At 74.1% G+C, this 11,597-nt stretch carries 8 protein-coding genes and 1 pseudogene; 4 read left to right on the top strand and 5 right to left on the bottom strand.

Translation table 11 applies throughout. The features are described from left to right. Nucleotides 1-172: 172 nt before the first annotated feature. A pseudogene (locus ACFYWQ_RS43090) lies at nt 173-763 on the bottom strand (NAD(P)-dependent oxidoreductase); the annotation flags it as partial. On the opposite strand from ACFYWQ_RS43090, the gene ACFYWQ_RS43085 reads away from it, so the two are divergent. The 3 genes from ACFYWQ_RS43085 to ACFYWQ_RS43075 all read left to right on the top strand — a co-directional run bounded on the left by ACFYWQ_RS43085 (nt 728) and on the right by ACFYWQ_RS43075 (nt 3,382). Beyond that, nucleotides 728-1,492, top strand: coding sequence for a hypothetical protein (locus tag ACFYWQ_RS43085; RefSeq protein WP_389526200.1), 765 nt, complete (start codon nt 728-730; stop codon nt 1,490-1,492). The pseudogene ACFYWQ_RS43090 and the gene ACFYWQ_RS43085 overlap by 36 nt on opposite strands. 35 nt (nt 1,493-1,527) lie before the next feature. Next, on the top strand, nt 1,528-1,623 hold the full coding sequence (locus ACFYWQ_RS43080; RefSeq protein WP_389526192.1) for a putative leader peptide: 96 nt from the start codon (nt 1,528-1,530) through the stop codon (nt 1,621-1,623). 286 nt (nt 1,624-1,909) lie between these two features. Then, on the top strand, nt 1,910-3,382 hold the full coding sequence (locus ACFYWQ_RS43075; protein ID WP_389526189.1) for a hypothetical protein: 1,473 nt from the start codon (nt 1,910-1,912) through the stop codon (nt 3,380-3,382). A 60-nt stretch (nt 3,383-3,442) separates the two neighbouring features. On the opposite strand, the gene ACFYWQ_RS43070 is transcribed toward ACFYWQ_RS43075, so the two are convergent. From ACFYWQ_RS43070 to ACFYWQ_RS43060, 3 genes are all read right to left on the bottom strand, one after another. Next, a complete protein-coding gene (locus tag ACFYWQ_RS43070) occupies nt 3,443-4,831 on the bottom strand; it encodes an FAD-binding oxidoreductase (RefSeq protein ID WP_389526186.1) in 1,389 nt (462 codons plus the stop codon). Nucleotides 4,832-5,081: 250 nt separating this feature from the next. After that, the gene (locus ACFYWQ_RS43065) at nt 5,082-6,146 is read right to left on the bottom strand and encodes an AI-2E family transporter (RefSeq protein WP_389526183.1); all 1,065 of its coding nucleotides are present in this window, start codon (nt 6,144-6,146) and stop codon (nt 5,082-5,084) included. Between the two features lie 187 nt (nt 6,147-6,333). Then, nucleotides 6,334-7,473: an FAD-dependent monooxygenase gene (locus ACFYWQ_RS43060; protein WP_389526181.1), complete on the bottom strand. Its 1,140-nt coding sequence runs from the start codon at nt 7,471-7,473 to the stop codon at nt 6,334-6,336. 728 nt (nt 7,474-8,201) lie between these two features. Between ACFYWQ_RS43060 and ACFYWQ_RS43055 the strand changes: the two genes are divergently transcribed. Beyond that, nucleotides 8,202-10,973: a SpoIIE family protein phosphatase gene (locus ACFYWQ_RS43055; RefSeq protein ID WP_389526198.1), complete on the top strand. Its 2,772-nt coding sequence runs from the start codon at nt 8,202-8,204 to the stop codon at nt 10,971-10,973. A 15-nt stretch (nt 10,974-10,988) separates the two neighbouring features. Here the strand turns inward: ACFYWQ_RS43055 and ACFYWQ_RS43050 are convergent, their stop codons facing one another. Beyond that, a complete protein-coding gene (locus tag ACFYWQ_RS43050) occupies nt 10,989-11,576 on the bottom strand; it encodes a class F sortase (protein ID WP_389526179.1) in 588 nt (195 codons plus the stop codon). Nucleotides 11,577-11,597: the final 21 nt, after the last annotated feature.

Below are 11,597 nucleotides of genomic sequence, written 5' to 3'. Positions count from 1 at the left end.
ACCGCGCCCTCGCCGCCGCCGGCGGCGACACCGGCTCGGACGAGAAGACCGAGGTCACCTCCGGGGTGTGATCAGCCCGCCGGACCCGACGGGCGTCGGCGCACCCTCGGGTGTGTCACGTCCGGTCGGCGAGGCCGTTCCGGGTGCCGCCCCGGTGGCCCCTCCTCGCCCGTCAGGCGCCGTGGAGGAGGCCACCGGGGCGCACCGGGTGGGCGAACGGCAGGCCCTGGGCGTAACGGGTGACCTCCGCCGCCGCGTGGTCGGCCATGCGGCCCAGCTCCCCGCCGAGGGAGCCGGCGACGTGCGGGGTCAGCAGCACGTTCGGCAGCCGGAACAGCGGCGAGTCCGGGGGCAGCGCCTCCGGATCCGTGACGTCGAGGACCGCGTCGATACGGCCGGACGCCAGCTGGGCGGTGAGCGCGTCGGTGTCGACCAGGGAGCCGCGCGCGGTGTTGACGAGGGTGGCGCCGTCGGGCAGCAGGGCCAGCCGCCGGGCGTCGAACATGTGGCGTGTCTCGGGGAGTTGGGGGGCGTGGAGGGAGACCACGTGACTGCGCTTGGTCAGGTCGTCCAGACCGACGGCCTGGACACCGAGGCGGGCGGCGTCCTCGTCGTCTAGGTAGGGATCGTGGACGAGGACCGTGAAGTCGAACGGCCGGAGCAGCTCGATCACGCGGCGGCCGGTCCGCGAGGCACCGACGATCCCGACGACGCGTCCGTAGTTGCCGTGACCGGTGTAGTAGGGCAGCAGCGCGGCCGCGGACTCGTGCGCTACCGGCTGCGCGTCCCCGGCCCCCCGTCCGGCGCCGCCCCTCACCCTCCCCGGGGCCCGGGACCTGGTCAGGCTGTACGTCGACGGCGTCCGCACGGAACCGGGCCCGGCTGGCGGTGCGGCTTCGTCTGGGTCGACGGATTCTGCCTGGGGCGCTACCGGTCCGAGGGCCCGCAGCACTCCCCGTACGTTCCCGGATCCGTGCTGCGCCGGGGCCGCAACGAGGTGTGGGGTGCTGGAGACGGAGCGCGCGGGGGACGGGACGGTACGGCTGACGTGACACGGGGCACGGACGCGCCGCGCCGTGACCGGGAGTCGACGGTGACCGGGTGTCCACGGGTTCCCCGCGCGGACCGTCACCGACCGGCGTGGGGGGGGGGGGGGCGCCCCCCCCCCCCCCCCCCCCCCCCGGCCCCCCCCCCCCCCCCCCCGGGGGGGCCCCCCCCCCCCCCCCCCCCGCGTCCGTNNGTGGGGGGGGGTGGTGGGGGGGGGGCGGGGGGGGGGGGGGGGGGGGGGGGGCGCGGGGGGGGGGGGGGGGCGGGGGGGCCCGCGGCGCGCCCCCCCGGGGGGGGGGGGGGGGGGGGGCCCCCCCCCCCCCCCCCCGCCGCGCACGCGGTCCCGGCCGCTCCCCGCGCGGTGGTTCCCGGCACCCCCGAGGGACGGTTCCCGGCACCCTGCGGGACGGTTTCCGGCACTCCCCGCTGCTCCTCGGCCCCGTAGCTCCTTGACCGCGCGGTCACCGAGCTGCTTCGATCATGCACATGATGGACCGGCCCAGGATTCTCACGCGACGACGTCACGTCGATCTCGCGCGGACGTCCGGCGCCCTCTGTCGTCGTCCCCGGGGCTGACCCGGCGGGCCGCCGTTCCCGGCGCCGCCACCGGCACCGGCTGAGCCGCCGCGTCTTCCGGCGGCTCCCCGCGCGGTCGAACCGTCCTGCCGACGCCTCCTCTTCCCGGTTTCTCCCGGCTTCGACGCTTCCCACCCCGCGCGGGCACCGCATCGCTCCGCCGTCACCCGATGACCCCGCAGGGCCGTGCACGACCCGCACGGCCCCACCCTGCCCTGCCGTCCCCGACGGCGCTCCCCCGACCGAGGGCCCTCCCTCCCCGCAACGGAAGGACTCCGTCCGCGTCATGTCTTCCTCCCCCGCCCGCCGCCGCACGCTCCGCAGACCCCTGATCACCGGGCTGATCTCCGCGTTCCTGGCGGTGGCCGCCACCGCACCGGCCGACGCCGCGTCCACAGGCAGCGTGTACACCCCGGTTCCCCCGCACAACCCCTACGCCGGCCCCGACGGCACAGCCACGATGCACGGGGACACCGGCTCCTCGGACACCACCCCGCTCCCCGGTCCCGGCGCCGGAACCCTGGCGTCGAACCGGGTGGCCCTCGCCTCCGCCTGCCCCACCGTGCTGGTCGGCGCGGACGGCTACCCGGTCATCCTGTGCACCCCGATCTTCGGCCAGGTCCCCACGGTGCACCTGCTCGACCCCGACGACGGATCCTCCCTCGCCACGCTCGAACTCACCAAGGGGTCACTGCTGGGCGGCGTCTACGCCTACCTCGACAACGAGGACCGGCTCGTCGTCGCGGACGGCAGCCGCAGCCTGCTGCGCGTGGCCCACCACCGGAACACCGACGGCGACTGGGAGCTGTCGGTCGACCGGAGCCTCTCCCTGGCCTCCGTCATCCCCGAGGGCGACGCGGTGACCGGCCTGTCACCGGACTGGCAGGGCCGCGTGTGGTTCGCCACCGGCGGCGGCGTCGTCGGCGTGGCGGACGACCGCACCGGCACGGTCCGCTCCCTCGCCCTGCCCGCGGGCGAACGGGTCGCCAACAGCATCTCCACCGCCCCCGAGGGCACCGCCGTCACCACGACGCACGCCACCTACCTGCTGTCGGCCGGAGCCGACGGCACACCCGCGATCCGGTGGCGTCAGGCGTACGACCGCGGTCAGGCCCGCAAGCCCGGGCTGCTGAGCTGGGGCAGCGGCTCGACGCCCACGTTCCTCGGACCGAAGACGGGCACCGAGTACGTCGCCATCGTGGACAACGCCGACACCACCGTCCACCTCGAGGTCTACCGCACCGACACCGGCGCGGAGGTCTGCTCGGTGCCGGTCCTCCAGACCGCGGGCGGCCCCGGCAGCGAGAACTCGCCGATCGGAGCGGGCCGCAGCGTCTTCGTCGCCGGCACCTACGGCTACCCCTACCCGGCCGTCCCGGAAGGGGCCGGTGACGCCGTACCGTCCTCGGCGGACTTCGCCGGAGGCCTGACCCGGGTGGACATCACCGCCGACGGGACCGGCTGCACCCAGGTCTGGGACAACACCCTGCGGTCGGCCGCCGTGCCGAAGCTGTCCACGGCCGACGGCACGCTGCACACCGTGCTGCGGGACCCGCTGATCCCCGGCACCAAGGGCACGAGCCTGCTGGACCCCTACCGCTACGCCCAGATCGACCCCGAGACCGGCCTCGTCACCCGCTCCGTCCGCGTCGGTGTCGGCTCCCTCTACGACACGCTCCAGATGGCCGGGACCGTCGCCCCGGACGGCTCCTACCTCCAGGGCACGGTGACCGGCGTCCTGCGGATCACCGCCGGCTGAACCCCGGCCCGCGCCGGCCCGCCGCGGCGCGGGCCGGCCGCCGGGCGCGCGGACCGGCGGTCAGCCCTGCGGGGCGGCGGGCTCGATGTTCTGGTTGGCGTGGAACAGGTTGTGCGGGTCGTACGTCCGCTTGACCTGCGCGAGCCGGTCGTAGTGGTCGCGGTAGGTGGCGCGGACCCGCCCCTGCTGCTCGTCCTGCCCCATGAAGTTCACGTACGTGCCGCCCATGGAGTGGGGGTGCATCTCCTCCCAGTAGTCGACGCACCATTCCCTGACGATCCCGGCGTTCGCCGGATCGGGGTCGACCCCGGCGAACACGCCGGACCAGACGGCGTCCCGGTAACTCCACGCGGTGTCCTCCGGGCCCACCCGGTGGGCAGCCGCGTCGACCGGGTACAGGTGCATCAGCGACAGGGGAGTGGGGAGGGCTTCGCCGTACTTCAGGTGCACGTCCACGGCGGCGTCCGGTACGCGGTCGAACAGGTCCCCGCGCCAGTACCACTGGTACCCGCTGGGGATCAGTTCGTCGAACATGCTCTGCAACGCGTCGTAGGGCATCGGCGCCGTGAAGTGGAAGGCGGGCGGCGCCGGATCGCCCACGACCCGCAGGACCTCCTCGGTGCGGTCCGGGTCACCGGTGTGACACCACACGACACCGCACACCTTCTGGCCGTGGAGTTCCTCGGGGAACGGCGGGCCGGGCGGAACGGAGAACAGGTTGAAGAAGCCGTAGACGTCCTCGGAGGCCTGTGGCAGGAAGTCGCGGTACCAGGTCAGGACCTCGCGGGTGCGGTCCACCGGCCACACGGTGATCCCGACCCCGACGGTGTCCACCGGGTGCAGGCGGTAGGTGAAGGAGGTCACGATGCCGAAGTTGCCGCCGCCGCCGCGCAGGGCCCAGAACAGGTCCGGGTGCTCGGTCTCGCTGGCGGTGACGAAACTGCCGTCGGCCAGCACGACGTCCGCCGCGAGCAGGTTGTCGATCGTCAGGCCGTACTTGCGGGTGAGGTAGCCGTGCCCGCCGCCCAGCGTCAGGCCCCCGACGCCCGTCATCGACACGATGCCCGTGGGGGTCGCGAGCCCGAAACCGTGCGTGGCGTGGTCGAGGTCGCCCAGCCGGCTGCCGCCGCCCACCTGCGCGGTCCTCGCCCCGGGATCGACGCGCACCCAGCGCATCGGCGAGAGGTCGACGGTGACACCGTCGTCCACGAGACAGAGGCCGGGACCGCTGTGCCCGCCGCCCCGGACGGCGAGTTCGAGGCCGTTGTCGCGGATGAAGCCGACCGCCTCCCTGACGTCCGCGGCGTCCGCGCACCGGACGACCGCGGCGGGACGTTTGTCGATCATCGCGTTGTAGACCTGGCGTGCCGGGCCGTACTCGGGGCTCTGCGGGCCCACGACCGGTCCCCGCAACGAGGTCTGCATCGCGTCCAAGACGGCACTGTCCATGACGATCTCCTCAAGGAGGCACGGATGTCTCGCCCCCGGTACCGGCCTGCCGCGCGGGGGCCGTTCCGATCGTCGGTCGCCCGGATCGTCGGTCGCCCGGTCTCCCGCCGGCCCCCCTCACCAGGGCGCCCGGCAGCGCGAGATGTCGCCGGCGCCGTGCCGTCGAACGCCGCAAGGCCGACCTCTCCAGCGTCCCGCGGACCACCACGCCGTGCAATTTCTGCCGTGCCGCTCGTACGTCCCGTACCGCTCAGAGGGCTTCCGCCGCGCCCGTCCGGCGCGACAGCGCCTGGTGCACCGACCACACGACGGCCACCAGCGGTACGGCCACCACCGCGCCGACGACCCCCGCCGCGACCGCTCCGCCGACGACCGACAGGGCGACCACCACCGGGTGCAGCCGGACGGCCCAGCTCATCACGAGAGGGTGCAGCAGATGCCCCTCGACCTGTCCGATGACCACGATCAGGACCACGACCAACGCGGCGGTGAGCGCTCCTTTCGACGCCAGCGCGACGACGGCCGCGACCGCGAGGGCGATCGGCGAGCCGATCAACGGGACGAAGGCGGCGAAGAACTCCAGGAGCGCCAGCGGCACGGCGAGCGGCACGCCCAGGAGGGACAGGGCGACGCCGACCAGGACCGCGTTGGTCGCGGCCACCAGCAGGATGCCGTGGGTGTAGCCGGTGAAGGTCCGCCAGGCGGCCCCGCCCGCGACGGCGACCCGTTTCCGTGCCTGCGCGGGAAGCTGGGCGCAGAACCACCGCCACTGCCGGTCGCCGGAGTGGGTGAAGAAGACCGAGCAGAACAGGGCGAGGGCGAGCACGGTCAGGACCTCGACGAGCCGGCTCGCGCCGCTGAGCGCCGTACTGATGACGGTGGAGCGGTGGCTCGACAGCAGCGTGCCGGCCCGGGACCGGAGGTCGTCGAGCGCTCCCGGGTCGAGCCGGAGCGGCGGGCCCTCCAGCCGGCGCTCGATCCGGTCGATCCCGGAGACGAACTCCCGCTCCAGCCCGGCCCGCTGCCCCGCGACGGTCTCGCCGACCAGGGCCAGCACCCCGAACACGAGGACGATGCCCCCGACGAGCGCGACGGCGACCGCGAGCGGCCGGGGCACGGCACGGGCGAGGAGGTCGGTCGCGGGCCGGAGCACGGCCGTGACGACGAGCCCGAGGAAGACGGCGACGGCGATGCGGTGGAACTGACCCAGCACCGAGAAGGCGGCCTGGACGACCACGCCGACGGCGATGATCCGCCAGGCGTACGCGGCGGCGATCCGCAGCAGGCCCGGCACCCGCGCCTCCGCGCCGCTCATGCGGCCGGGCGGCGACGCGGTCGCGACGGGGTGGGGGGACGGTGTCCGGACATCCTCATGCTCGTACCACCCGCCGCCCGCCACCCCCCGCGGGCCGCCCGGGATTCGCCCGAAGGCACGACCGCCTCCTCTCCCGGGCGCTTCCCGGCACGCGACACGCGCGCCGGTGCCGAGCGGTGGCCGCCGGTCAGATGGGCCGGAGCATGGACTCCAGGACGTGCTGGGTCAGTCCGGCGTGGTCGAAGCCCGGATGGGCGGCGGGGTCCATCTCGTACTCGCCGATCGCCACGGACGACTCCACGACGATCCGGCACCGCTCGTACCGGCGGCCGGTGTACGCCCGGAACGCCTCCTCGTGGTCGTCGGTACCGGCCAGGCACTCGGCGAGGACGACCCCGTCCTCGATCGCCTGGGCGGCGCCCTGACCGAGGTGCGGTGTGACGGCGTGGACGGCGTCGCCGATCAGCACGATGCGCCCGCTGTGCCACGGCGCGGGGGCGATGAGCCACTCCTCGGGACGGAACACGATCTGCGCGGCGTCGTCGATGTACCGGTCGCGCACCCGCCCGGTCAGCCCGCCGAACGGCGCGAGGCGCTCGCGCAGTTCGTCCGCCGTCCTGTCCTGGTCGAGCCGGCGCCCCTCCTCCCAGGTGGTGTTGTAGAAGAGGTACGCCAGGTCCGGGCCGATCGGCACGAAGCCCGCCATGCCGTCCGGGCCGTGCTGGAGGACGATCCGGTCGATCTCCGGCTCGCGGGGGATGTTGAGGCGGAACGCCGACTGGCCGAGGTACACCGGCTCGAGGTCCTCGGCCAGCACATAGGGCCGGACCTTGGAGTGGACGCCGTCGGCGCCGACGACGTAGTCCACCGTGCCGGCGGTGCCGTCGCTGTAGGTGACCTCGACGCCCCGGGGGCCGTCGGCGAGGGTGGTGAAGGTCTTGCCGTAGGCGACGGTGACACCGACTTCGAGGGCCTTGTCGGTGAGGATCCGGTGCAACTGCGGCCGGGTCAGTCCGTTCATGGGGGGCAGCTCGGAGCCGGGGATGCGGGCGCCGGGCATCTCGCGGATCAGGTCGCCGTCGACGTCGAGCAGCTGGCCCCAGGCGGTCGTCGAGTAGCCGACGGCCAGGCAGGCCTCGGCGCAGCCGATCGCGTCCAGGGCGCGCAGCGCGTTCACCGGCTGGATGATCCCCACGCCGTGGACGGACGAGTGCAGGCTCTGCTTGAGCTCCACCACGTCGACGTCGAATCCCGCGTTGCGCAGGGCGATGCCGGTGGAGAGCCCACCGATGCCGCCGCCGACGACGAGAACAGTGCCTCGGCTCATCACGACCACCTCTGTTTCGTTCACCGGCCTCGTCGCAGGGCTGCGCGAGGCCTGACATGAGTGGCGAACGTAGTGAGGTGTCCGGTGTCTGGGAAGCAGAAAGAAATGCACGGTTAACTTGCGGATCCGTCGTCTTCCCTGAACGACGGAAATGCGCTCCGGGGAAAACCGGCATTCGCCTGTCGGCTCTGTGCGGGAATAAGGGGTATATCCGCCCGGTCTTGTCGCGGCAAGGATTTCTTCCCTCCCGTCGACCCCTCTGATCTGGCACTTTAGGCTGCCAGTCGATGTCCGGTCCAGTCCCCCGCGGAGGAAATCCGCAGAATCCGCTGCTCTGCTGTCGGATTCCCGGGGGAAAGGGGCGGCGGGTGGCCGCACCTGCCGGCGGGAAGGGCGGTGAGGTGACGTGGGCGAGCGCGGTGCGCTCCGTCGTGCGGAAGTGCTTGCCCGAGAAGACCGGGTGACGGTGACGGGGGTGCGGGCCGGTGCGGGCCGCCGTCGTCGTCCCGGTGCGTGCGACGGCGCCACGGCGGCAGGACGGCCCCGCGCCGCCGTGGGGTCGGGTGCGGATGCCGGTTGTTCGAGCGCGGCACGGCGAGAGGTGACCCGGATGGGGGTAAAAGGGAAGTATGGCGCGATTGCCTCGATGGCTGCGGGCTTCGACCGGCGTTCAGCACGCGAACGATCCCCCACGCGGTCAGTGGCACGGACGGCGCGGCCTGAGGCCGCTGCTGAGCGTGCGCAGCGTGGTCGGCCAGATGTTCGTGCTCCAGATGGCGATGGTGCTGCTGCTGGCCGCCGTGGCCGTCGTCCTGCTCGTCCTGACCGTCCACCGGCAAGCGGTCCGCGCCGCGACCGACCGTTCCTTCGCCGTCGCCGAGACGATCGCCCAGTCCCCGAGCATCGTGCAGGCACTGAAGTCACCCGACCCGTCGGCGGCGCTGCAGCCCCAGGCCATGGCGATCAGAGAGGCCGCCGGTCTGGACTTCGTCGTCGTCGTGAGTAAGGACGGAGTCATCCACGCGGTGCCCGATCCGAGCCGGATCGGCTCACGCATCCCCTACCAGGACGACCTCCAGGCGCTGCGGACCGGACGCACGGTCATCGGGGAGAACGAGGGCGGCAGCGGCACCGCGGTCCGTACGTTCCAGCCCATCAAGGACAGTGACGGCACCGTGGTCGGCGGAGTCGCCGTGGGGATCACGGTGGCGACCGTCAACGCCGTGGCCATGCGGCAGCTGCCCGTCCTGCTGGGCGTCACGGCCGCCGCCGTGGCCGTCAGCACGATCGGCGCGGTGGTGGTCGGCAGACGCCTGCTGCGCCAGACCCACGGCCTCGGGCCGGCCGAGATCACCCGCATGTACGAGTACCACGACGCGGTCCTGCACGCCGCGCGCGAAGGCGTCGTCATCGTCGACGCCGACCGCCGTCTGCTGCTGGCCAACGAGGAGGCACAGCGGCTGCTGGAACTGGACCCGGACGCGCCGGGCCACCGGATGGACGACCTGGGTCTCCCACCGCGGACCGCCGAGCTGCTGGCCTCGGGGCGCGAGGCCACCGACGAGGTCCATCTGGCCGGTGGCCGGGTGCTGGCGGTGAACCAGCGGCCGCTCGCCCGCTACGGCGGGCCGTCCGGCAGCGTGGCGACCCTGCGGGACTGGACCGAGCTGAGAGTGCTCTCCGACCGGGCGGAGGCGGCACGGGAGCGCCTGAAGGTGCTCTACGACGCGAGTGTCGGCATCGGCACCACCCTGGACGTGACCCGGACGGCCGAGGAACTGGCCGAGGTGGCGGTGCCGCGGTTCACCGACTACGTCACCGTCGACCTCGCCGAGCCGGTGCTGCGCGGCGACGAGCCGACCGGGCGGGAGGAGACGCTGCGCCGGGTCGCCGCCGCCGCCGTCCGCGGGGACGCTCCGTTCGCGCCGGTGGGCGAGAGCGTCACCTACGTGCCGCCGGCCTCCCGGGCGGGTGACCCGGACGCCGGGCGCGCGGTGATCGATCCGGACCTGCGCGCCGTTCCCGGCTTCGTCCCCGGCTACGTCCCCGGGTTCCGGGCCGGGGATCCCGAGCGGGCCCGGCGCATCGTCGAGCACGGGATCCACTCGCTCATCACGGTCCCGTTGCGGGCCCGCGGCGTGGTCCTGGGCGTGGCCGGCTTCTGGCGCTCGACGAAGCCCGAGCCGTTCGAGGACGACGATCTGGCCCTGGCCGAGGAGATGGCCACGCGGGCCGCGGTGGCCATCGACAACGCCCGCCGCTACACCCGCGAGCACACCATGGCCGTGACGTTGCAGCGCAGCCTGCTGCCCCGGTCCCTGCCCGCGCCCAGCGCCCTGGAGGTCGCCCACCGCTACCGGCCCGCCGAGTCCGGTGACGTGGGCGGCGACTGGTTCGACATCATCCCGCTGCCCGGGGCGCGCGTGGCCCTGGTGGTCGGCGACGTCGTCGGCCACGGTCTCCACGCCGCGGCCACCATGGGCCGGCTGCGGACCGCCGTGCACAACTTCTCCTCCCTCGACCTGGCCCCCGGCGAGCTCCTGGCCCATCTGGACGAACTCGTCGCCCGCATCGACGCGGACGAGGCCGACGGGTACGGCGGTGACGGCACGGGTGACAGGGGCGACCCGGACGGCGGTGGCGACGGCCGGACCGTCACCGGGGCCACCTGCCTGTACGTGATCTACGACCCTGCCTCCGGGCTGGCCACCATGGCGCGGGCCGGACATCCGGGACCGGCCCTGTTGCACCCCGACGGCACCGTGGACTTCCCCCGCGTGCCCGTCTCCCCGCCCCTGGGCGTGGGGGGCACGGAGCCCTTCGACGCGGCCGAGCTGCGGTTGGCCGAGGGAAGCCAGCTGGTGCTGTACACCGACGGGCTCGTCGAGGAACGCGGCCGCGACATCGACGTGGGCCTCGGTCTCCTGCGGGACGCGCTGGCCGGCCACCCGGGGCGGGACCCGGAGGAGACCTGCCGGGCCGTCTTCGACGCCGTGCTGCCCCCCGCCCCCCGGGACGACGTCGCCCTTCTGGTGGCCCGCACCCGCCTGCTGGACCCGGACCGGATCGCCCGCTGGGAGATCCCGTCCGACCCCGCGGCGGTGGCGCCGTTGCGCGTCGCGTGCGAACGCCGGCTGGCGGCCTGGGGCCTGGAGCACCTCGGCTTCGCCACCGAGCTGATCCTCTCCGAACTGGTCACCAACGCCATCCGCTACGGTTCCCCGCCCATCACCGTGCGTCTGCTGTACGACCGGACCCTGATCTGCGAGGTGTCCGACGGCAGCAGCACCTCACCGCACCTGCGACGGGCCGCCGCCACCGACGAGGGAGGCCGTGGACTGTTCCTCGTGGCCCGGTTCGCACAGCGCTGGGGGACCCGCTACACCGCGCAGGGCAAGGTGATCTGGACCGAGCAGGCACTGCACGACGAGGGCGCCGCGGAACCCGGCGACGACATGACCGACGTCCTGCTCGCCCAGTGGGACGACGCCGCCCTGTGACCGGGGGCGTGAGGGTCACCGCACGGCGGTGAGCGTGGCGTAGACGACGACGTTGCCCTGGTACCCGGCGTGCTCGACGTAGCCGCCGCCGCAGGTGATCACCCGTAGCTCGGGCCGGCCGGAACCGCCGTACACCTTCTCGTCCGGGAAGCGGTCCTTGGCGTAGACCTCCACCGCGTCGACGGTGAACACGGCCGTGCGCCGGTCCGCCCGGGGGATCTCGATCGTGTTGCCCTTGGTCAGCGCGCCGAGCCCGTAGAAGACGCCGGGCCTGCCGGTGGGCAGGTCCACGTGCCCCGTGGTGACCGCGGTACCGGCGGAGCCGGGCGCCGTGCCGCCGCCGTACCAGCCGGCGAGGCCGGGCTCCTCGGCGGGCGGGGGCCGCAGCGTCCCGGACGCGTCGAGGCTCAGCTTCGTCAGGGGCGCGTCCACGCCGATGGCGGGGATGCGGAGCCGGAGCGGCTCCGCGGGGGGCAGGGGCCGGACACCGGAGTGGGCGGCCCGGGCCGTGCGGCCGGGCGTGGGTGCCGCCGGGGCGGAGAAGGCCTGGCCCACGGACGGCTGCGGGGGCCGCTCGTCGCGCAACGCGCTGGTCAGCAGCACGGCGCCCACCACCAGCGTCCA

The sequence above is a fragment of the Streptomyces sp. NPDC003247 genome (assembly GCF_042888135.1).
Taxonomy (GTDB): domain Bacteria; phylum Actinomycetota; class Actinomycetes; order Streptomycetales; family Streptomycetaceae; genus Streptomyces.
This window is presented reverse-complemented; position numbering and strand designations above follow the sequence as displayed.

Bases quoted from the DNA above. Each gene is read 5' to 3' on its own strand.
- ACFYWQ_RS43080 (WP_389526192.1), top strand. From the start codon at position 1,528: ATGCACATGATGGACCGGCCCAGGATTCTCACGCGACGACGTCACGTC.
- ACFYWQ_RS43075 (WP_389526189.1), top strand. From the start codon at position 1,910: ATGTCTTCCTCCCCCGCCCGCCGCCGCACGCTCCGCAGACCCCTGATC.
- ACFYWQ_RS43070 (WP_389526186.1), bottom strand. From the start codon at position 4,831: ATGGACAGTGCCGTCTTGGACGCGATGCAGACCTCGTTGCGGGGACCG.
- ACFYWQ_RS43065 (WP_389526183.1), bottom strand. From the start codon at position 6,146: ATGAGCGGCGCGGAGGCGCGGGTGCCGGGCCTGCTGCGGATCGCCGCC.
- ACFYWQ_RS43060 (WP_389526181.1), bottom strand. From the start codon at position 7,473: ATGAGCCGAGGCACTGTTCTCGTCGTCGGCGGCGGCATCGGTGGGCTC.